The following is a 21,492-nucleotide window of genomic DNA, read 5'->3' as shown; positions in this document are numbered from 1 at the left end:
CAGCGGGTTTGAGGCTGCCGGCCTAAGCATGCGGCCTCCAGCGCCGCCGAACGGGGCGTGCAAGGACCGGGGGAGGAGTCGGACGCCGCGGCGCCGGCCGGTGCTCGCCCGCCACCGCCAGGATCACGGACGGGCGCCGCCGGAAGCGACGTTCTGTCTGGTGGGCGTCGCACTCGATCACGCCCGACAACTCGTGGCGCAGCCGCGGATCGGCGTTCCGAAGGTCAGCGACGTCCAGTTCGACGTCGAGGTCGTCGGGCGGCGACGCCGCGCACTGAGGCCTGGACATATTCTCGCGCGTGGTGGGTTTCATTTTCGCTCACACCTCCCATCTGCGTCTTATCTCAGGCTCATTTTAGGTTCAATGGACGATACCGCGCCTCAAAGGTCAGCACGGCCCGACTCATGGTCATTCGCTGCGTCGCCATCTCGGCCGGGAGCCCTGGCGAAGTGCAAGCCGACTGCCCGGATCGAGATCAGGATCAACCCGCGCGAGAGGGTCCAGATCGACGGCGACGGTCCGACAGGTGAGCCCGGCCGTTGTGTCGAGGCGTGCGCCCATCCCCTGCAGCGGGCCGAGACGGTCAAGCTTGGGGCAGCCGGGTGTTGTGTTAGCCGGCGCGGGGAATGTTGGCCGGCGCGTGTGGCGACCGCGGCGTGTCACGGATCTTCGACACAATAGAGGGGGGCGGGACTGGGGCACGAGTTCGGGTTCATCGCGTCGGCCCAGGTTGCGTCCGTCACGGCGGTAAATTCGCACATGAAGTCATCGTTGCACTGCCAGGGCGGGTGCTCGGACTCGCGGGCGCATTGCGTGAGGGCCAGTGCGAAGAGACATGTCCGGAGGGGCAGGCGGGGCGTCACGGGTCCTCGATGCAGTAGAGGGGCGACGGAGAAGAGCATGCGTTCACGCTCATCGCGTCGGTCCAGGTCGCGTCCGTCGCAGCCGTGAACCCGCGGTGACCGTTGTTCATCCCGCCGAGGCTGGTCCAGAAGTTACAGTGAGCCGACCCGGCGGGCGTCCCGTCGGCCTTTGTGTTTGTCCATGGAACCGAGTCCACGCTCGTCCCCACCTCAGTGTGGTCGACCGCGTGTGAGAGCTCCCCGTCGGTCAGGTCCGTCCAGCCGTTCTCTGCGACGGGAGTCCCGTCCACGAGGACGTACTTTCCGAGATAGCTGGTGTCCATCCTCATCGCCGGCCAGGTCTCGTCGGTCGAGATCCAAGCCTTGAAAGTTGTGGCGTTCGCTAGACCCGCGTCCATCGCCGCCGTCCGACACTTGAGGTCGATGCTGTCGATGGTGCCTAGGTTGCCCTGGAACATCGCGCTCGTCACGAAGATTACCCGCCGCGGCTTCAGGCACGCGTTCGAGCACCCGTCCGTGTCGGTCTGATTGCCGTCGTCGCACTCCTCCTCGCCCTCCCAGACGATGCCGTCGCCGCAGTCCGCCGGCTCGCAGGCGTTCGTGCAGTCGTCGGTGTCGATGTCGTTTCCGTCGTCGCAGTTCTCCTCGCCGGTCCACACGAAGCCGTCGCCGCAGCTCGCCGGCTGGCAGGCCGCGCAGTCGTCGGTGTCGTCGGTGTTGCCGTCGTCGCACGTCTCGCCGGGGCCGATGTCGCCGTCGCCGCAGCCGTTGAGCTCGCACGCCGCACTGCACGCCTTGCCGGGGCCGTTGTCGGGGCCGTCGTCGCACTGCTCCTCGCCGGTCCATACGATGCCGTCGCCGCAGGTCGCCACGGCACATGCGTTGGTGCAGGCGTCGGTGTCCACGTCGTTCCCGTCGTCGCACGGCTCGCCGTCCTCGACGGCCCCGTTGCCGCAGAACGCCTCGGTGCAGTCCTCGGGGCAGCTCGTCATCGATTCGCCTGTCCCACAGACCATGTCCCCGCAGACACATGAATCACTGTCGCACGGCGTGCAGTCTCGCGGGCACGTCACCTCCTCGCCCGCCTGACACACCCCGTTGCCGCACCCGGCGCCACAATCCTCGGCGCAGATGGCCGCGTTCTCGTGCAGCTCGCACGTCCCGTCACCGCAGCTCCCCGCGTGGCACTCGGTCGGGCAGTGCGCGGGGTCCTCGTCGGGCGCGCACACGCCGTCGCCGCAGCCGGGCCCCGGGAAGTCGCGCGGGCACGTCTCCGCCGTCTCGTCCTCGTCCTCCTGGCCGTTCCCGCACGTGCCGAGGCACGCCTGGACGAAGGTCCAGTTCTCCTGCGCGTCGCACACCGCCGCCGCGGGGCCCTCGCCCGTCTCGTCCCTCCACACGCAGTCCGACGGACAGGACACCTGATTCTCGTCCGCGTCGCACACGAAGTCGTTGTTGCACTGCCAGGGCGGGTGCTCGAACTCGCGGGCGCATTGCGTGAGGGTCAGCGCGAAGAGACATGTCCGGAGGGGCAGGCGGCGCGTCATGGATCCTCGATGCAGTAGATGGGGGACGGGGCAGAACACGGAACCGTGCCCATCGCGTTGGTCCAGGTCGCGTCGGTCGCGACGGTGAATCCGTGATGACCGTTGTTCATCCCGCCGAGGCTGGTCCAGAAGTTACAGTGAGCCGACCCGGCGGGCGTCCCGTCGGCCTTTGTGTTTGTCCATGGAACCGAGTCCACGCTCGTCCCCACCTCAGTGTGGTCGACCGCGTGTGAGAGCTCCCCGTCGGTCAGGTCCGTCCAGCCGTTCTCTGCGACGGGAGTCCCGTCCACGAGGACGTACTTTCCGAGATAGCTGGTGTCCATCCTCATCGCCGGCCAGGTCTCGTCGGTCGAGATCCAAGCCTTGAAAGTTGTGGCGTTCGCTAGACCCGCGTCCATCGCCGCCGTCCGACACTTGAGGTCGATGCTGTCGATGGTGCCTAGGTTGCCCTGGAACATCGCGCTCGTCACGAAGATTACCCGCCGCGGCTTCAGGCACGCGTTCGAGCACCCGTCCGTGTCGGTCTGATTGCCGTCGTCGCACTCCTCCTCGCCCTCCCAGACGATGCCGTCGCCGCAGTCCGCCGGCTCGCAGGCGTTCGTGCAGTCGTCGGTGTCGATGTCGTTTCCGTCGTCGCAGTTCTCCTCGCCGGTCCACACGAAGCCGTCGCCGCAGCTCGCCGGCTGGCAGGCCGCGCAGTCGTCGGTGTCGTCGGTGTTGCCGTCGTCGCACGTCTCGCCGGGGCCGATGTCGCCGTCGCCGCAGCCGTTGAGCTCGCACGCCGCACTGCACGCCTTGCCGGGGCCGTTGTCGGGGCCGTCGTCGCACTGCTCCTCGCCGGTCCATACGATGCCGTCGCCGCAGGTCGCCACGGCACATGCGTTGGTGCAGGCGTCGGTGTCCACGTCGTTCCCGTCGTCGCACGGCTCGCCGTCCTCGACGGCCCCGTTGCCGCAGAACGCCTCGGTGCAGTCCTCGGGGCAGCTCGTCATCGATTCGCCTGTCCCACAGACCATGTCCCCGCAGACACATGAATCACTGTCGCACGGCGTGCAGTCTCGCGGGCACGTCACCTCCTCGCCCGCCTGACACACCCCGTTGCCGCACCCGGCGCCACAATCCTCGGCGCAGATGGCCGCGTTCTCGTGCAGCTCGCACGTCCCGTCACCGCAGCTCCCCGCGTGGCACTCGGTCGGGCAGTGCGCGGGGTCCTCGTCGGGCGCGCACACGCCGTCGCCGCAGCCGGGCCCCGGGAAGTCGCGCGGGCACGTCTCCGCCGTCTCGTCCTCGTCCTCCTGGCCGTTCCCGCACGTGCCGAGGCACGCCTGGACGAAGGTCCAGTTCTCCTGCGCGTCGCACACCGCCGCCGCGGGGCCCTCGCCCGTCTCGTCCCTCCACACGCAGTCCGACGGACAGGACACCTGATTCTCGTCCGCGTCGCACACGTGGTCCTCGTTGCACTGCCAGTACGGATCCTCCGCGGGCGGAATGCCGGTCTTGAAGCAGCTCAGACCACCGAGGGCGAGCACGAGGCCGAGTCGCACGTCGACGCGCATCATCGGCTGACTTTAAAACATGGATCTCGGGCGATCAACGGCGCACACGTGCGTCTGCGCCCCCGCCCATGGGTGGGGCGCCAACTTCGGTTGGGCCTCGCGTTCGTCGCTCGTTTTCCGTACACTCCCGGGCCCATGGTCTGCGTCCTCCTGGCCGCGCTCCTGCTCCAGGCGCCCTCCCTCCCCACCGGCTCCGCATCGCCGGCCGCAGGCGTGAGCGACGCCGGGAACACCGACGAGCGCCGCACTCGTGCCCGCGCAGCGTTCAAGCTCGGGCACTTCGGCGAGGCGGCGCTGGAGTTCGAGGCGTTGTGGCGCGAAGGACATGCGGCATCCGACCTATTCAATGCAGCACTCGCGCGTGTCGCCCTCAGCCACCATGCCCACGCGGTCGTTCACCTCGAAGCCCTGCTGGCGCTGCCTGGTCTGACCGCCGCCCAGCGCGAGGAAGCAACGGCCCTCCTGCGGACCGTCCGCGCGGAGACCAGGCCGGTGCCGCTCGAGCTGCGAACGCAGCGCCCGCTTGACGCACCGCTCTCCGTCACCCTCACGTTCGTCTCCGCCTTCGCGTCCGACGTTCGACCGGATCTCACCGTCGCGGTCCGCCCGGGCGCGCACACCGTGCTAGCGCTCGATCCGGGCGGGTGGAAGATCCGCGTCGACGATCCACGCTTCGAGCCCATCACGGACGAGATCCGGGTCGAGGCAGCCAAGGCGCCCGCGGCGGTCCTGGATCTCCGGCCGCGCCAGGACGCCCGCGCGCTCCGGCGTTTCACGCTCGGTTGGAGCGGCGCCGGCGCGGCCGGGATCGTCGTCGGCGGGACCCTGCTCGGCATCGGGCAGGGCCGATGGTCGTCGCGGCTCAACAGCCCCGTCGAGGGGTGCGGCGACCCTCTCTTTTCCGTCGAGACGTGCCGCCGTGACCTTGATGCGGCCGAGACGTTGAGAGCCTCGGGTGCCGCCGTGCTCGGCGTCGGTGCCGGCGCGCTGATCGGAGGTCTTGTCGCCCAGGTCAAGGAGCCCCGCAAGCGTCGGGTCGGCTGGATCATCGCCGCCTCGGTCGGCGGCCTGTCGACGATCGGTGGCGCGGTCGCCCTCGGCCTCGGCGCCCAGGCATCGGGCCGGCACCACGACCCATCCCCCTGGACAGACGACGATCGCCGAGCGATCGCCGGCGCCGGCGCCGCACACACGATCGGCGCCACGTTCCTGGGCCTCGGCGCCGGCAGCCTGGCCAGCGCAATCACGGGTCTGATGCTCGATCGAAGCGGCCGCTTCCTCGTGTCGGCGGGGCCACAAGTCCGCGTCGGCGGTGGCGCCCTCGTCGTCGAGGGCCGGTTTTAGTCCGACCACATTTCGTTCGCGGGGGCGCAGACGTCCTGCCCATCTTCGCCGCGTCGGCACTGCAGCGACCCAGTACACCCGCAGTCACGGCAACAGGTCTTCGTGTCCTCGCCGCGCTCGCAGCGACCATCGCCGCAGACGGTTGTCGAGGTCGCCGGCGGCTCCGACCCGGCCCACATCGTCAAACACCGGCCCTTCTCGTCGCAGCGAGAGCACTCTTGCGGGCACGGTTTCGCGCGCTTGGATGCATGCGTAACAGGAACGTCCGGGACGATCTCGTTCGGCCCGACCGCGACCTCGGTCGGTCCCGACACTGGGCGCTCACTCGGCGCTGTTTCAGCGGGCGTGCCGCAGTCTTCCTCGCAGCGCCCGGACTCTCCGGCCTCGCAGCGGCCGTTGCCGCACCAGACCTGGCGGCAACGCGGATCGCCGTCGGTCATTTCGGCGCGGAAAGTGTCGAGCCAGTCCTCGAGCTCCTTCAGCTCGGCCTCGCCGGGCACGCCGATCCTGGCCCATCGGACACGGCGATTACAGTCGAGCGCCAGCGTCACGGGCAACGTCCCTTGGTACAGGCGGCGCGAGTCGTCGCGCAGCGCGGCGACGAAGCTGTCCGCGAGCGAACGATCGGCGAGTTGCACAGCGCTCGCGGGCATGAGCGGCCCCCACGTCCGGATCGCGTCCTCGGGCGCGGTCGGGTCGAGCACCTGCACGGGCAGGAAGCGAACCGAGTCACCCCAGCTCGCGCCGCGCCGCTCGAACAGCTCGCGCAGATCCGGCAAGACCTCCTTGCAGGCGACGCACCACGGCGCCCACAGGCTGATGACGTGCACGGAGCGCGGCGACAGCACCTCCGACGAGCCGAAGCGCACGGTCCCTGCGGGTGCGTTCTGGCGCACCCGCTCGAGCCGCAGGTGCATCAGCGGCCCGATGTCGACGCCCGCCGCGACGTAGGAGCCGGACCCGAGCGGTTCGCTCGGGGGCGGCGGAGCTGCCTCGACTTCAACGTGGCGCTCCGCGGACGAGCGCACGGGCGCGGGGCATGAAGCCGCGCGCGCGCGTATGTCCCTCAGCAATTCGACCTGCTCCTGGAACCGCCACGTCAGCATGTACGTCAGACCAGAGAGCACTGCCGTCGAGAGCAAGAGCACTACAGTCCACCGCAGCAACACGCGCAGGCCCTCGGGCTCGACGGGTGTCTTCGCGGTCATCACCGCCCTGATTCCTCGCAGCAGTCGCAGGCGCTGCGCGCCCCCAGGACCTCGTTCTCGACGCCGATGATGCGCCAAACAGCGACTGCCGCTGTGAACACGGCGAACGTCGCTGCGAGCGCCGCGGCCAGCAACAAGCGTAGTACTGTCGTTGAAGTCATCACTCCTCCTTCGTCCCCGCGCACGGCACTGGGATCACCAGGACCATGCGATTGACATCGCGTTCCAGCGAGCGCCGCCCCGGCACTGGCTCACCCGCGCGGATCGCCGCGAACGCGGCGGCGAGCCGCTCGCTCTCCGCCCGCGACGTCGCGATCGGGGTCTGCGTACCCGCGTAGTTGCGGACGAACGCCTCCAGCGCGATCGGCCGATCGCTCGGCGCACCCGAGCCGATGAGCATCGGGCCAGCGCCCCGCTCGCTCGGCTTCTCGCGGCCGAGCGCGACATCGATGAGCCGCTCGACCGCGTTGATCCGCCGCAGCGCCAGCGCGTAATCGTCGGCCGGGTTGCCGTCGGGGCTCGCTCGGCCGAGCACGAACAACATCTTCGCCTTGCTCAGTGCCTCGGCGTGGCGCGCCAACTCCCCGACCATGTGCGCCCGCGTCAGCGCGTCCGGCCACGGCTGTCGGGCGCGCGGCTCGCCCGACGGGAAGAACACCGCCAGCCGGTCCGGGAACGCCGCGAGCAGCGTATTCATCTGCTCGTCGTCGGCGAGCAGCGCCCGCCATTCGTCGGCGCTGCACCCTTGTCCGTTCTCGACCTGGTCCTGCACGCTGTGTCGCCGCTGTAGGCACGCTTGGGTCAAGCGGGCGACCGCCGCCTCGACGGCAGGATCACCACACGTGGGCGCGGGGGGCTCTGGCTCGTTGCGCGGGCGGCAGCGAAGATCTGCGCCGCACTGCAAGCCGACGTCGCACGGACAATCGCGGCACTGCTCGCCCCGCTGGGCGACCTGGGGCTCCTCGCGCGGTGTGCACTCCCCATGGACGCACCAGTTGCCCTCGGGACATTGCTCCTCGTCCGGCTGGCGCGGGTCGCAGACCCGTGCCCCGTCGCTCGTGTCGACAGATGTTCCGCGCAGCGCGACCACCATGTATGCGACGAACAGCGCCGTCGCCCAGACCGCCGCCACCAGCGCGCCCACGACCTTGGCCAACCCATGGAACGACATCGCCATATCTACTTCGACCCGGGCGTCTCAATGAGCTTGAGGATCTTTCCGGCGCTCGTTGTCGGCATCGCGTCGTCGAGGTGCAGCGTCTCATCGACGATGGGAACCACGAACGCCTGCGGAACGCTCACCCGTCCGCCTCGCGCCTTCACCCACGAGAGCAAGTAGCGCTGCTGGGCCGCCAGCGTCGCCGCCGCGGCCTCACCGTCGACGCAGGTGCGCAGCTTCCCGCCCGGCCCGAGCGTCTCCGTGACCTCGCCGAGCGCTCGCTCCACCTTCTCGATCGTGAACCGCGGCGCCTCCGTGTCCTGCAGGTCGAACAGCGCCGCGAGCGCCTCGAGCCCGCGCCCGGGAGCCAACTGCTCCGCACACAACGCCGCCAGCGCCCCGAGGCACGCATTGTTGCCGCGCGCCTCGCCGTGCGCCTGCGGCCTTCCCTCGGTGTCGACGAACTCGTGCGACGGCAGGAACCGCTCGTCACAGCTCGCGCGCGGGAACATGTACACCCACAGCTCGGCCCCGTGCGCGTGCAACCGCGGCAGCGATTGCTGCAAGTAGTGCAGCTCTCGCCGACAAAGGGGGCAGGTCGGGTCGACGAACAGCATCACCGCGGAGCGCGGCGCGTCGACCGTCGCTGCGAGCGTGACCGGCGGCGGATTGGGCGGCGGCGGCGGGCAACTCGCCCTGCGCGCCGCGATCTGATAGCCGACCGCGAGCCCGCCGGTCGTCAGCACCCAGATCATCGCCGCCCAGAACGTCCCGCGGATCCGCTGCCCGCCGGCGCTCTGGTCCGAGGGCCCATGGATCAGCCACGCGCCGACGAACGCCAGCGTCAGCGTCGCGTACAGCGCCATGCAGAACGGGCACATGTGCGTGAACTGGGTGAACGCGTAGGTCCCCAGGACCGCCGACACCGTGATACCGAACGCGCCGAGCCCCAGCAGTCCGCGCGGGGCGACCTCGGCCAGCGGACCGCGCCCGCGCAGCAGGGCCGCCGCGAGCATCATGGTCGTGAGAACATGTCCGATCGACCATACGCCAAGCGGAAGCCCGAGCAGCTCCGACCACGCGCTACTCAGCGCCTCGGCACACGACGGCCCGTCGTCGCCGCCGGTGCATCCGCTCGCGTCGCACAGGTAGTCGGCGCCGAATTTGAGCCGCACCAGCCATGCGCTGACGCCGAGCCCGACGACCCCAGACAAGAGCGTCAAACCCGCCCCGACGCGGACCCGTCGAGGGAGCTCGGGAGGAGCGACCATCGTCGGCGCCGTCACTTTCCCCCCACCGGCAGGAGGTCGTCCGTCGGGTCGCTCTTGGAAGGTTTCTTGCTCTTCGTCGCCGGTTTCGGCGCGTCCTTGGACGTGAACGTGTACGTCAGCTCTCCGCCGTCGTCACTCGCCGGAAACGACGCCCCGTCGAGCTGATCGAGCACGCACTGACGAAACGACGCCGGCGATGCCTGCACCTCGTCCGCCGAACCTTCCGGACTCACCTTCAACGTGAAGCGCAGTCGGTCCGTGCCCGGCATCGCGCACACCCGCAGATCGGCGAGGCGCCGATCGAGCTGCGCGCGCACCTTGTTGGCAGAGAACGGCCGCGCCGGCACCGGCGTCGGCTCTCGGGGCGGCGATGCGGCCGGAGCCGCAACCTCCGCCACGGGCGACGGCGGAGCCTCACGCGCCAGACCCTCGCCCGGGGTCTCGACGCGCTCCACCTCACCACGCGCCGCCTCATCCGTCGCGTTCACGACGTGCCTGCGCATTCTGTCTTCGGCGATTGTCGCCTCACGCACGAGCAACTGGTGCGTCGGCGTCGGCCGCACGGCGGACAGCAGCACCCGTCCAGATCCGCCATGTCCCGGCTTCTTCGTCGGTGCCAGGGACCACGCCCCTCCGAACAGCGCCGCAGCCGTCACCATCACGATCGCCGTCTCACGACGCCACCCAGGCGCTGGCGCAGACACCGGCGCCCGCGCCTCCCGCAGCGCCGAGCCGCTTGGCGGCACCGCGCGCGGCTCATCGAGCGCCAGCCGCAGGGCAGCCATCACCTCGTCGACCGAGCGGAAGCGCCGCGACGGATCGCGCTCGAACGCCTGCATCACCACCGCCTCGACCCTCGGCGGCATCGTCCCGCGCACGTGCTCGTGGAGCGGCCGCGGCGGCTCGTGCATCTGCGCGTACGTCACCTCACCTGCGCTACCCGGCCGCCAAGGCAGCCGTCCGGTCATCAACTTGTAGATCGTCACGCCGAGGCCATACACGTCGGTCCCCGGCGACGGCCGCACCTCGCCTGCGAGCAACTCCGGAGCCACGTAACCAGGCGTCCCGAGCACCAGCCCGAGGCTGGTCTGCTCGCCGCTCGCGTCGAGGTCCTTGGCGATCCCGAAGTCGATCAACTTCACGAGATCGTCGCCTGCGTCGCCGCCTTCGACGAGGAAGCAGTTCGACGGCTTGACGTCGCGGTGTATGATGTTGCGGGCGTGGGCCGCTGCCAGCGCCTCGCACAGCTGGAGTCCGATCGCCGCGGCCCGGCGCCACGCGAGCGGGCCTTCGCGCGCGAGCACCTGCTCGAGATCGCGCCCGCGCAGAAACTCCATCACGAAGTAGATCTCTTTCTCTGGCGTCGTCCCGACCAAGAATGCGCGTGGGACGTGACGACTCTCGATTTCGGCCATCGTCCGCGCTTCGCGCTGACAGCGTCGCCCCATGTCGGGGTCGGCCGTGAATCGACGGTCGAGGAACTTCACCGCGTACTCCACGCCCGACTCGCGGTCGACAGCACGGTACACGGCGGCCATGCCGCCCTTGCCCAGGCGCTCCATGATCCGGTAGCGCTCGGCCACCAGGAGCCCGGCCCGCGTATCCGCCCGCGACGGCTGGTGCACGGTCGAGGCATCGTGCGCCTCCGTCCGCTCCACCTCGCCGAGCTCTTCCTCGGTGAACTTCACCAGGCGAAGCTAACCGTGAGGCCACGCCCGGTAAAGTAGGCCGGCGGGCCGGCCGCGGCCCGTGGCAGACCGACTTGTCCTTGCGCGAAACGCCCGACGGCTGCGATCCGTAAAGACGCTCCGAAAAGAGGCCAATTCCGCGCTGCAGGAAATCCAGCGCGCAACATGTTCGAATGCGTGAGTTGGCCAAGCGCGATTAAGCGCTCGGATGCGTCTTGCCGCGGCCAAATGCTCGATCGTACCATCGTATCAATGACGCTCCGATTGAGGCGACCCCCTTTCTGGTCTCGCCCTTGTCCAGAGCACTCGCCTCCCTCCTCGTGCTGGAGGCGTCTGTCGTGAAGTCACCCACTGAGCACGCGCCCGAGAGCGCCTCGGCTTCGGCTCTCTCATCCGCGGGTTCCGACACGGCCATGCTCGAAGAGCTCCTCGAGCACGCGGCCCAGGTACAGGCTGCTGGCTTCGGGGCGGGCACCCTGATTGGCGAGTGCCTCGATACTCATCACCCCCACCTCCCGCGGCGAGTATTCGTGCAACTCCAGGGCGCCGACGGCCAGGCGCCGGCTGCGTGGCTCCCGACCCTCGCGGACCTGCGGCTCCGAGCGGGCCAACAGGTGCTGGTCAGCAAGCCCCTCAACTGGCCCGAGCCGGTCGTCGTGGGCGTGCTCGCGGGCCGAGTGCATGAGCCGGCGAGCGCTGGGCCGACGCTCCCGGCGGAATCGGGCCCGGAGCTGCGCCTCGGCGCCGGCGAGTCGTTAACGGTCAAGGGCCCGGACGGCCGGCCGTTGCTGCAGATCGCTGCTACCGTGAACGGGCCCGAGCTGCGGCTGATGCAGGCCAACACGGCGGTCGAGGTCGCCGGTTGCCTCCGCTTCGGAGCCGACCGCATCGAGCTCAACGCGCGCGATGGCGGCGTCGACATCCGCACGGACGGCGACATGATCGTCCGCTCGCACGTGATCCGGCTCAACTAGGGGAGGGTGAGGGGATGTCCGAGCGTGTCGAGGCGATGACCGAGGCGATGGAGGAGTTCGTCCGCCAGGACGACTACCGGGCCATGGTGCTCTCGGCCGACGACGACGACCTGCTCTACCCGCTCAAGGCTCTCGACGGGCTCGACCGAGACAGCGAGCACGCAATCTACCTGACCTTCGCCCACGAGTTTCGCGCGTCGCAGAGCTGGGTCGACGAGGTCGTCCGTGGGCTGCTCGGCCAGATCGAGGCCGCAGCGGCGATGCAGGCCGACAAGCGAGTCCGCGTCGAGCGTGGGGATGAGCACCTCGAAGCCGATCGTGTGTATGCACTCGATCCGTGGCGTCGACCGCCGCCCGCGGTCACGGACTCACGGCGCGACCCCGTCGCGCGCTTCCATGCCTTGCTCACCCATGTCGATGCGCTCGTGCCGGCTGGCGACTATCGGGTGGTCTGGTCGTTGATGCCGCTCAAGCTCCTGGATCCGGGCGCCTACACCGACTTCGTCGTCCGCCTCCTGCAGCCCGAGCTCGCGCCTCGCCATCGGCTGTTCATCCGCGACAACCGAGTCGCGCCCGTGCTCGTTCCACGACTTGAGCAGCTCAAGGTCAAGGCCGTGTTGGCCATGGACCTCGACTTCAGCCCCGAGCGCATGCACGACGATCTTGTCGCCTCGGTCGCCGACCGCTCAAAGCCGCCGCAGCAGCGCATCCTCGGCTTGTTCCAGCTCGCTGCTGTCGACCTGGCATACAAGCGATATGCCGACGCGCTCGCCAAGTACGCTGCGGTCTACGAGTACTTCGAGGGTAAGGAGCAGCCGGGCATGCAGGCGCTGTGTCTGAGCGGCGCCGGCGAGGTCGCTGACGCGCAGGGCGACCATCACGCCGCGCTCGCCCGTCACCGCCAGGCGCTCGCGCTCGTCGCTCCGACCGGCGTGTTGCCGTTGATGCTGAACCCGATGCTGGGCGCAGGTCGCTCGGCGCTGCGGATCGGCGACTACGCCGAGGCCGAGGTCTACCTCGGGAACGCGGCCGAGCTCGCCAGGAAGGGCCTCAACCACACCGCCTGCTGCGACGCCTTGCACGACAAGGGCAGGGCCCAGCTCGGGGGCGGCAAGCCGACCGAGGCCGTGGCGAGCTGGCGGCAAGCGGCCACCCTCGCCGCGACGTTCGAGTACCACGACGGTCAGCGCAAGAGCCTGACCGCGCTCATCGAGCAACACGAGCGCGCGGGTCGTCAAGCTGACGCCGCGAAAGCCCGACACGATCTGACGCAGGTCGGCCGTCGGGCCGAACCCACCTCCCCGTCGCGTTGACATGAGCAACACCGTCGACGCGATCAAGGGCCTCCCGCGGCCGCGACCGGTGGACACTCCGGTGGAGGCACCGCCGCCGCTGATCGGCCCGTCAGGCAATACGACGATCGACGCCGTCGCCGACGTCGTCAATCGCGCCGTCACGCCATTCCGCAGCGCACCCGACCCCAATCAGGGGGCATGCGGGGTGATTCAGCAATACGTCGGCGGTGCGCTCGGCCTCCTGTCCGCGCCCTTTGAAATGCTCGACACCGGCTTCGCCATGGTCACCGCGCCGCTGGCGGCGCTGATGCCTGGCCTACCGGCTGCGACCCTCTTGATGCCGCACGTCGGGCCATTGCACGCCCACTTGCACCCGCCGAGCCTCATCCCGCCGGCGCCGCCGGTCCCGTTGCCCAGCATCGGCACCGTCCTGGCGCCGGGATGCGTCAGCGTGCTGCACGGTGGCGTACCGGCGGCTCGCGCCAGCGACGTCGGCCTGGCCCTCACCTGCGGCTCGCTCTCGCCGGGCCTCGAGATCTTCACGGGGTCGAGCAACACTTTCATCGGTGGCTCGCGGGCGGCGCGGATGTTCGACATCACCCGCCACTGCAACCCGCTGTCGGCGATGAACGGCTTCGCCAAGGCGCTGAACGCCGTCGGCGTGGCGATGGGAGCGGTCGGCGCCGGCGCCCAGGCGACCGCAGGCAACGCGCTCGGGGCTGCCATGGCCGCGGCGCAGGCGGCCGCTGACGCGGCTTCGATGGCGATCAAGGCCCTGCTCGGCAAGGACCCTGGCATCCCCCCCGGCATCGGCGTGGTGATGATGGGCAATCCGTCGGTGCTGATCGGCGGCTTCCCGATGCCCGACCTGCTCGAGCTGATCGGCGGCCTTCTCAAGCTGATCACCAAGGGCCTCAAGCGCCTGCGCGACCTCCAGCGCAACAGTCGCTTCTGGCAGCGGCTATCCAACAGCGCGCGCCGCCGCGCGTCGACCGCCATGCGGCGGCTTGGCGTCTCGCGCAACGTGCGGCGCCAGGTCGCTCGCGCGATCTGCTTCGTCACCGGTCACCCGGTCGACGTGATCACCGGGAATGTCTTCACTGCCGACGTCGACCTCAACCTCGCGGGCCCGCTGCCGTTCCGCTTCGAGCGCGAGTACCACTCGGCGGACACGTATGCCGGACCTCTCGGCCGCAACTGGCACCACAGCTTCGACATGGCGTTGTGCGAGGCCGATGGCGCGGTGGCCGTGCGCCTTGCCGATGGCCGCAGCCTCGCATTCCACGCCCTACACCCCGGTCAGACCAGCTTCGACCGCGACGAGCGCGCCACTCTCGTGCGCGACCGTGGCGGCTACAGCCTGCGCCTCGCGGATGGCCTGGAGTATCGCTTCGGACTGCCGGTCGAGGGCGCGGCGGTTCCATTGCAGGCGATCGCCGACGTCGCGGGTCAGCAGATCCGCCTGAGCTGGTCTGTCGCCGGTCGCCTCACCCGGATCGTCGACTCGGGCGGACGCAGCTTCGACGTCGAGAACGACGACGACGGGCGTATCGTAGCGATCCACGGCCCCACGCCCCAGGGCGACCGCCGCATGACCTGGGTCCGCTACACCTACGATCGGCACGGCGATCTCGTCGAAGTCCGCGACGTCCTCGATCAGCCGACCCGCTACCGCTACAGCAACCACCTCCTCGTCCGTGAGACCGATCGCAACGGCCTCAATTTCCACTTCGAATACGACGGCCCGGATAGCGAGGCTCGCTGCATTCACACATGGGGCGACGGCGGCATCCACGACCATCGCCTCGCGTATGATGACCTGGCGAGGACCACCACGGTCCTCGACTCCTACGGCCGTCCTACGGTCTACCTGCGGGGCGAGAACGGCCTCGCGCTGGCGCGTACCGACGCGCTCGGAAGCATCGAGCGCTGGACCTACAATGACTTCCACCAGCTGGTGGTCGAGACAGACGCGCTCGGCCACACGACCTACTACGCCTATGATGAGCGCGGCAACCGGACCCGCGTCGTCGGCCCCGATGGCAGCGTGCTGTCGCTGCATTTCGACGAATCCGACCGCCTGGTCCGCGCCACGGACGTGATGGGCGCGTGGTGGCAGTGGCACCACGACCCATCAGGCCGGCTGATCCAGCGCGACGGGCCGGACGGCAGCGTGGGCTTCGTGTGGGAGCGCGGCCTGCTCACCGCGATGGTCAACGTCGCCGGCCAGCGCACCACCCTCGGCTACGACGAGCACAGGAACCTGGTCAGCATTCGTACCCCCGACGGCGGGACCATACGCTACGACTTCGACGGGCTCGGCCGGGCGATCGCGGCCACGGATCCATTCGGGCAAGTCCAGCGGCGCCGCTTCGACTCCCTCGGGCGCGTCATCGAGGTGCACGACACCGATCGCAGCGTGCGCCGCCTCGAGTACGACCCGATGGGCAACGTCGTGAGGGTTCGAGACGGCGCGCGGGAGGTCCATTTCACCTACAAGGGCACCGGTCGCCTGGCGTCCCGGCGCGAGGCGGACCGCAGCATCCGCCTCGAGTACGACCGCGAAGAGCGGCTCACCTCGGTCATCGACGAGAAGGGCCAGGTCGATCGATTCGAGCTCGACGCAGTGGGGCAGGTCGTCGCCGAGATCGGCTTCACCGGCGTGCGCCGCACCCTCAAGCGTGACGCCAAGGGCCGTGTCACCGCGATTCGTCGCGCCTCGGGGCGCGTGTCCGAGTTCCAGTACGACCCGGTCGACCGCCTCATCGCCGCGCAGCACTCGGACGGCGGGCGCGAGACTTTCGTGTACCGTTTGGACGGCCAGTTGATCGAGGCCCACAACGAAGTCGCCAGCGTCAGCTTCGAACGCGACGTCCGCGGGCGAGTGCTCCGCGAGATCCAGGGGGAGCACTGGGTCGAGACCCGTTACGATCGCCGTGGCCTTCGAATCGGCCTCGAGTCCTCGCTGGGGGCGGCCCAGAAGATCGAGCGCGGTGCGGCCGGTGACGTCGTAGCCCTTCGCTGCTGGACCGGCGACGCCATCGGTGGGCCCGCGACCTGGTCGGCCCAGATCGAGCGCGACGCGCTCGGCCAGGAGCTCGAGCGCATGCTGCCGGGCCATGTGCGCAGCTCGTGGCAACGCGATGAGATCGGCCGCCCGACCCATCACCTCGTTCGCCGCTTCGACGCTGGCGGTCATCCCACGGCGGACGCCCCGCTACACGACCGCCGTTACACCTGGGACCGCATGCGCCTGCGCGAGGTCGTCGACGCCGAGCTCGGCGTCACCCGGTACGGCCACGACCTCGGAGGCAGGCTCGCCTGGGCCCGCACGGAAACCTGCGACGGCAGCAGGCTCGACGTTCGAGCGCCCGACGTCCTCGGCAACGTCTATCGTAGCGAGGACCGCAGCGATCGCCACTACGGCCCCGGCGGTCGGCTCGAGCTGAGCCACGGCCCGAACGGCTCGGTCCGCCACGAGTACGACGCCGACGGCAACCTGGTCGTCAAGCACGGCCCGAAAGGCACGTGGCGTTACCACTGGAACGATCGTGGCCAACTCGTGCGCGTCGACCGCCCCGACGGCGACTGTGTCGAGTTCACCTACGACCCGCTCGGGCGCCGGATCAGCAAGCGCTACCGCGGCAAGCTGACCCGCTGGGTGTGGGACGGCCATGTGCCGCTCCACGAGTGGGTCGAGGACGAGCGACACGACGCCGCGCGGGAGCCAGACGACCCGCCCGACCAGGAGCCGATCGCCGACGACGAGCGCGAGGCTGCCGTACGCGCCCATCCGATCCACGGCCCGCCCGCGGACGCGCTCATCACCTGGGTCTTCGACCCGGACAGCTTCGTGCCGGCCGCCAAGTTCGTCGGTGGTCGTTGCTTCAGCATCGTCACGGACTTCCTCGGCATGCCCGTAGCCATGCTCGACGCTGAGGGCGAGCGGGTGTGGTCGGCCGCGTTCGACACGTACGGCAACGCCACCGTCGTCGAGGGTGATCCCGGCGCCTGCCCGTTACGCTGGCCCGGCCAGTACGCCGACGAGGAGACGGGCCTCTATTACAACCGCTACCGCTACTACGATCCCGACACCGGCGTGTACGTCTCGCCGGATCCGCTCGGCCTCGACGGCGGCATGCGGCCGTACGCCTACTGCGGCGATCCGCTCACCTTCGCCGATCCGCTCGGCCTCACCGCAGGCGGCTGCAACTCTCGTCTGCAATTCTACGCCTGGAACATGTTTCAGCGGGCGACCGCTGGCCAGTTCGGCAGCCGCGCCGAAGCGGCCGCCGCGTACAAGAGACTCTATCACGGGCAGAGCCCCTGGCCCGAGGGCTACACGCCTCACGCAATGGTGCTGCCAGTCGGCACACAATTCCACATGGCTGTGAGCCAGGGGCAGGAATCGACTCGGCCGGGCGGATTTGGGACCCAGGACCACATCCCGAATCAGGCCTACGTGCGCCAGCAACTAGCGGTAACCGAAGAATGGAAGCAAAGCATCGAACGCGTCGTCACCTACGAGGTTACCCAGCCCTTGCCCGCCAAGGTCGGCCCGGTTGGACCCCAGGTCGACCACGCCACCGGAGCCTACTTGCCGGGCGGGGGCAGCCAAATCGAGATGGTCGTTCCACGCGACAAACGGATGGACTACCTTCGGGTCGTGAGTGAGAGGACCCTTTAGGAGCGCCGAAATGTCCCGGCTGCAGGACACACGTGTCACCTCGATGGGCTGACGCGAACGAGCTCCCCGCGTTCGAGCGAGATAGCGAACTGCCAGTCCCGCCAGCCGTCGACCGGCGGCTCGGTTGTGCATACGGCCGTTATACCATAGCGTGAATTGGGGGTGAGATAGTAGAGATCGAACCCGGCGGGCGAGCCAAGCCTCGCCCGCGTTTGACCGTGTTCATCGAGCACCAGAAGTCGCTGCGGACCCGCGCTGTCTTCGAGCAGGATGGCGATGAGGGGGCGATCCGGCCACTCCATCACCTGATCGACCCGACCCGGGAGCAGATGGGAACGCCCGTCGATGTGAATTGCATGGTCGCCCTTATTCCATTCGACGTGCATCTGTAGCTCCTGGCGTGATCCTGCTGGGTGTCTCGCTTACGATCTGCAAGGTTGCGGTTCGCAGATCTCCAATATTAGGCCATCTGATTTCTCTCGGCAACCGCCGCGCACAGCGCCTCCGCTCTACGAGGGTCGAGCCCTGGCGGCCCTGGGCATCGCGCAGGGGCGGGTCGACGGAGGGGTCGATGTACCAGTCAGTGACCGGGACGTCGGGGAATTCGCCGGCCTAGACGGCGCGTAATGCCTCGCCGAAGCTGAGTTGGCGGTTGAAGTGCTCGCTTCCTCGATTCGCTTCTTCTCTGACCGAGCTCATCGAACGAGGTGGTCGCCGTCGCCTGGCGAGATCCCGTGGACCGCCGAGTTGGTCGCCGCGCTCATCCGCTACACCGCCCGCCGTCCTCAGCCACGCGGCGCGATCACGTGCTGAACCTGCGTTCGAAATCGGACCTCCGACCGTGAGATTTGTCGGGCCCCGCTTGGCCGGGCGGGCCGGCGATGCAGGCGGGGCTGCGCTGTCGTTCGCGGCGGCGGAGAGGTCGAGCTCGTCGCTGCGCCGGTCGGCCTCGTGCCCTACAATCGCCCGACATGGCCACCACGAAGACTTTGAAGCGCGGGCTCGGCCTCGCGCTGACCTGCGCCGGCACCACCGCGTGTTCTTCCGATCCGCAGGTCGGCCAGGTCGCCACCGACGCCAGTTCGAGCGAGACGGGCGCTGCCACCGACACGAGCACGGGCGCGACCGACGAGACCAGCCCGACCACTCCGACGACGACGATGACGACGACGATGACGACGACGGTCCCCACCACCACGGGCACCCCGCCGCTCCCCGACCTCCCCGAGGCTGCCGCGCTGCAGCTCGGCTTCTCGCCGATCAAGCGCTTCGACTTCAGCTGGTCCGCGACCGTCGGGGCCACGCATTATCGATTGCGCGAGCGCCTGCCCGGGTCCGCCGATTACGTCCAGCTCGGCGAGGACATCGCCGGCGAGTCGATCGCGCTGGAGATGCCGCTGCACCTGAGAATCGGCGCCAGCTACGTCCTGCAGGCCTGTAACGCCGGGGGCTGCACCGACTCCGAGCCGGTCGACGTCGTCGATTCGATGGTCGAGGCGGTCGGGTACTTCAAGGCCTCCAACACCGACGCGCTGGACGAGTTCGGGCGCAGCCTCGCGCTCTCGGCCGACGGCCGCACCCTCGCCGTCGCGGCCATGTCGGAAGACAGCGACGCGACTGGCGTGAACGGCGACGAGGCCGACGACAGCCTCGACTCCGCCGGCGCCGTCTATGTGTTCACCCGCGTGGACGACAGTTGGTCTCAGCAGGCCTACATCAAGGCCTCGAACCCGGACATCGGGGACCGCTTCGGTCAGGCGCTCGCTCTGTCTGCCGACGGCAGCACCCTCGCTGTCGGCACCAGCGTGGAGGCCAGCGACGCCGACGGCATCAACGGCGACGAGACCGACGACTCCGCTTATGGTGCGGGCGCCGTCTACGTGTTCCTGCGCATCGGCGACGACTGGTCGCAGCAGGCCTACGTCAAGGCCTCCAACTCCGACGAAGGCGACAACTTCGGGACGGCCGTCGCGCTGTCGGGAGACGGCAACGTCCTCGCCGTCGGCGCGCAGTACGAGGACAGCGGGGCCACCGGCATCAACGGCAACCAGCTCGACGGAACCGCCGTCGACGCCGGGGCAGTCTACGTCTTCACCCGTTCCAGCGGCACCTGGTCGCAACATTCGTATGCGTCCGATTGACTGCGTCTCGCTCTACGCGGGGCGGGTCGGCTACACCGGGAGCGGATGCTCGCCGAGCGCGATACGGCGGAAGACGTTGGCGGCGAGCCGCTGCTGAGCCTCTGGCTTCTGGAGCGTCTCGCGCCAGGAGACGGGGGCGAGCTCGAGGACGCGGGAGCGCGGCCAGGAGGGCAGCAGGCAGAGGAGGTCGCGGAGGTAGCTGAGGGGCTCGATGGCGTGCATCTGGCAGCTTGCGAGCAGGGACACGAAGACGGTGTTGGCGCGCGCGCCGTCGTCGCTGCCGACGAAGAGCCAGTTTTTGCGGCCGACGGCCTCGCGCCGGAGCGCGCGCTCGGAGATGTTGTTGTCGAGGGGCAGGCGGCCGTCGTCGAGGAAACGGCGCAGGGCCGCCCGCTGGTTGCGAGCGTAGGTCAGCGCGGCGGCCAGCGGCGAGCCGTCCAGGGCGGCCTCGGCCTGCGTGTCGCACCATGCGAAGAAGGCGTCGACGATCGGCGCCGAGACCTTCCGGCGCACCGACTCGCGCTTCTTGCGAGCCTCGTCGGCGAGCTTCTCCTCGACCTTGAAGAGCTTGCGGATCAGCCCGAGCGCGTGCCTCGCCAGCTCCGGCTCGGTGCCCAGCGTCTTGTAGAAATAGCGCCGACAGTGGGACCAGCACGCGACTTCGACGACGCTGCCACGGGCGTAGAGGTGATCGTAGACCGAGTGCGCGTCGGCGACGAGGTAGCCCTCGTAGCCCGCGAGCAGGCGATCGACGGCCTCGCTGTCGTGCTTGTGCGAGAATCGATACAGCACGTGCCGGCCGGGTGCTATCAGCACCCAGAAGTGAGCTCGCTGGCACTGCTCGGACGCCTGCACGAGCACCCCCGTCGCGTCGACGCAGAGGTAGGGCGACCGGAAGGCGTCGGCCAGCATCGCCTCGACCAGCGGTTCGACGAGGTCGGCGAGCTGTTGATGCCAGCTGCAGATCGTCTGGCGCGAGAGCACGAGACCCTCGCGGGCGTAGATCGCCTCCTGGCGGTTGCTCGGCATGTGGTCCTGCCAGCGCTGGACGATCGTGTGCGCCAGGAGGCCGGGGCCGGCCAGGCCGCGCTCGATCGGCCGCTCCGGCGGCGGCGCGATCACCACGGTCGGGCTCGCGGCTGTCTCTTGGGCCAGCTGCTCTGCGATCGTCTCCGCCGGATCGTCCTTGCGGGCAAACTTCGGCCGGACGATTCGCGCGACCACCAGCGAGGCCGGACGACGCTCGACCACCTCGCTGACGACCTCGCCGATCCGCCGGAAGCTCGACAGGCCCTCCTGCAGCACCTCCGGCGGCAGGACCTCGATCTCGACCCGGGGCAGCGCCTCCGGCAGCTTGCGCCGCCCGCGACGGGGCCGCCGCGGTGCACACGTGTCACGCGGTCCGGTGTCACCGTCACCGTCGCCGGCGCCGTCGTCCTCGTCGAGCGCGTCGCTCAGCGCGTCGTCCAGACCGTCGTCCTCGGCGACCGCCTCGGCTTCGTCCGGGCTCAGCAGCATGCCGAGCAGCTGCATCGACAGCTGCGCCTCATCGCCACCGCGGTCACGCTCCGCCTTCTGTCCGACGACGATGCCTCGCTCGAGCAGCCGGCAGCGCTCCAGGAGCTGCATGTAGAGCGCCCGGTACCGCTCTCGGTCCGAGGTCGCATTCGCAAGCGCCTCGCGCAGCGCGTGGAGCTCTCCTCGGAGTTGCTCGGCCTCGGCCTCGGTCACGCGCTCGTTGTACGGATCCGCGCGTCC

General features: G+C 69.4%; 13 protein-coding genes and 1 pseudogene. 6 read left to right on the top strand and 8 right to left on the bottom strand.

What is annotated here, in order from left to right; all coding sequences use genetic code 11:
- Positions 1-860: 860 nt before the first annotated feature.
- Both K7C98_RS09080 and K7C98_RS09075 read right to left on the bottom strand, forming a co-directional pair.
- A complete protein-coding gene (locus K7C98_RS09080; protein ID WP_224191183.1) occupies positions 861-2,411 on the bottom strand; it encodes a DUF4215 domain-containing protein in 1,551 nt (516 codons plus the stop codon).
- Positions 2,408-3,970, bottom strand: coding sequence for a DUF4215 domain-containing protein (locus tag K7C98_RS09075; RefSeq protein ID WP_224191182.1), 1,563 nt, complete (start codon positions 3,968-3,970; stop codon positions 2,408-2,410). The genes K7C98_RS09080 and K7C98_RS09075 overlap by 4 nt, the downstream gene beginning before the upstream one ends.
- 132 nt (positions 3,971-4,102) lie before the next feature.
- Between K7C98_RS09075 and K7C98_RS09070 the strand changes: the two genes are divergently transcribed.
- Positions 4,103-5,311, top strand: a complete 1,209-nt coding sequence (locus K7C98_RS09070; protein WP_224191181.1) for a hypothetical protein — start codon at positions 4,103-4,105, stop codon at positions 5,309-5,311.
- Here the strand turns inward: K7C98_RS09070 and K7C98_RS09065 are convergent.
- From K7C98_RS09065 to K7C98_RS09050, 4 genes are all read right to left on the bottom strand, one after another.
- Entirely contained in the window at positions 5,308-6,522 is a 1,215-nt protein-coding gene (locus K7C98_RS09065; protein ID WP_224191180.1) for a TlpA family protein disulfide reductase, read from the bottom strand. The two genes, K7C98_RS09070 and K7C98_RS09065, sit on opposite strands and share 4 nt — an antisense overlap.
- 157 nt (positions 6,523-6,679) lie before the next feature.
- Positions 6,680-7,675 (bottom strand): hypothetical protein, encoded by a 996-nt coding sequence (locus K7C98_RS09060; protein WP_224191179.1) that lies wholly within the window; start codon positions 7,673-7,675, stop codon positions 6,680-6,682.
- 23 nt (positions 7,676-7,698) lie between these two features.
- Complete coding sequence (locus K7C98_RS09055) at positions 7,699-8,892, bottom strand: vitamin K epoxide reductase family protein (RefSeq protein WP_263429349.1); 1,194 nt, start codon at positions 8,890-8,892, stop codon at positions 7,699-7,701.
- A 68-nt stretch (positions 8,893-8,960) separates the two neighbouring features.
- Positions 8,961-10,637 carry a serine/threonine-protein kinase gene (locus K7C98_RS09050; protein ID WP_224191177.1) on the bottom strand — a complete coding sequence of 559 codons (1,677 nt, stop codon included), beginning with the start codon at positions 10,635-10,637 and terminating at the stop codon, positions 8,961-8,963.
- A 413-nt stretch (positions 10,638-11,050) separates the two neighbouring features.
- Between K7C98_RS09050 and K7C98_RS09045 the strand changes: the two genes are divergently transcribed.
- The 4 genes and pseudogenes from K7C98_RS09045 (at position 11,051) to K7C98_RS09030 (ending at position 17,593) form a co-directional block, all read left to right on the top strand.
- Complete coding sequence (locus tag K7C98_RS09045) at positions 11,051-11,611, top strand: hypothetical protein (protein ID WP_224191176.1); 561 nt, start codon at positions 11,051-11,053, stop codon at positions 11,609-11,611.
- A 35-nt stretch (positions 11,612-11,646) separates the two neighbouring features.
- A complete protein-coding gene (locus K7C98_RS09040; RefSeq protein ID WP_224191175.1) occupies positions 11,647-12,924 on the top strand; it encodes a hypothetical protein in 1,278 nt (425 codons plus the stop codon).
- Between the two features lies 1 nt (position 12,925).
- A pseudogene (locus K7C98_RS45460) lies at positions 12,926-13,501 on the top strand (PAAR domain-containing protein); the annotation flags it as partial.
- Positions 13,502-13,531: 30 nt separating this feature from the next.
- Positions 13,532-17,593 carry a DUF6531 domain-containing protein gene (locus tag K7C98_RS09030; RefSeq protein WP_224191246.1) on the top strand — a complete coding sequence of 1,354 codons (4,062 nt, stop codon included), beginning with the start codon at positions 13,532-13,534 and terminating at the stop codon, positions 17,591-17,593.
- Positions 17,594-17,628: 35 nt separating this feature from the next.
- Here the strand turns inward: K7C98_RS09030 and K7C98_RS09025 are convergent, their stop codons facing one another.
- Positions 17,629-17,979 (bottom strand): hypothetical protein, encoded by a 351-nt coding sequence (locus K7C98_RS09025; RefSeq protein ID WP_224191174.1) that lies wholly within the window; start codon positions 17,977-17,979, stop codon positions 17,629-17,631.
- A gap of 585 nt (positions 17,980-18,564) precedes the next feature.
- Here K7C98_RS09025 and K7C98_RS09020 point away from each other — a divergent pair.
- Positions 18,565-19,734: an FG-GAP repeat protein gene (locus tag K7C98_RS09020; protein ID WP_224191173.1), complete on the top strand. Its 1,170-nt coding sequence runs from the start codon at positions 18,565-18,567 to the stop codon at positions 19,732-19,734.
- 30 nt (positions 19,735-19,764) lie between these two features.
- On the opposite strand, the gene tnpC is transcribed toward K7C98_RS09020, so the two are convergent.
- A complete protein-coding gene (gene tnpC / locus K7C98_RS09015; RefSeq protein ID WP_224191172.1) occupies positions 19,765-21,465 on the bottom strand; it encodes an IS66 family transposase in 1,701 nt (566 codons plus the stop codon).
- Between the last annotated feature and the right edge of the window lie 27 nt (positions 21,466-21,492).

It is taken from the genome of Nannocystis pusilla, assembly GCF_020073745.1.
GTDB classification, from domain to species: domain Bacteria; phylum Myxococcota_A; class Polyangia; order Nannocystales; family Nannocystaceae; genus Nannocystis; species Nannocystis radixulma.
Note: the sequence above shows the minus strand (reverse complement) of the source record. Positions and strands in the feature narration are given on the sequence as shown.

What these genes read in the sequence shown, in the direction of transcription:
- K7C98_RS09080 (WP_224191183.1), bottom strand. Translation starts at nt 2,411, where the DNA reads ATGACGCGCCGCCTGCCCCTCCGGACATGTCTCTTCGCGCTGACCCTC.
- K7C98_RS09075 (WP_224191182.1), bottom strand. Translation starts at nt 3,970, where the DNA reads ATGATGCGCGTCGACGTGCGACTCGGCCTCGTGCTCGCCCTCGGTGGT.
- K7C98_RS09070 (WP_224191181.1), top strand. Translation starts at nt 4,103, where the DNA reads ATGGTCTGCGTCCTCCTGGCCGCGCTCCTGCTCCAGGCGCCCTCCCTC.
- K7C98_RS09045 (WP_224191176.1), top strand. Translation starts at nt 11,051, where the DNA reads ATGCTCGAAGAGCTCCTCGAGCACGCGGCCCAGGTACAGGCTGCTGGC.
- K7C98_RS09040 (WP_224191175.1), top strand. Translation starts at nt 11,647, where the DNA reads ATGACCGAGGCGATGGAGGAGTTCGTCCGCCAGGACGACTACCGGGCC.
- K7C98_RS09030 (WP_224191246.1), top strand. Translation starts at nt 13,532, where the DNA reads ATGAACGGCTTCGCCAAGGCGCTGAACGCCGTCGGCGTGGCGATGGGA.
- K7C98_RS09025 (WP_224191174.1), bottom strand. Translation starts at nt 17,979, where the DNA reads ATGCACGTCGAATGGAATAAGGGCGACCATGCAATTCACATCGACGGG.
- K7C98_RS09020 (WP_224191173.1), top strand. Translation starts at nt 18,565, where the DNA reads ATGGCCACCACGAAGACTTTGAAGCGCGGGCTCGGCCTCGCGCTGACC.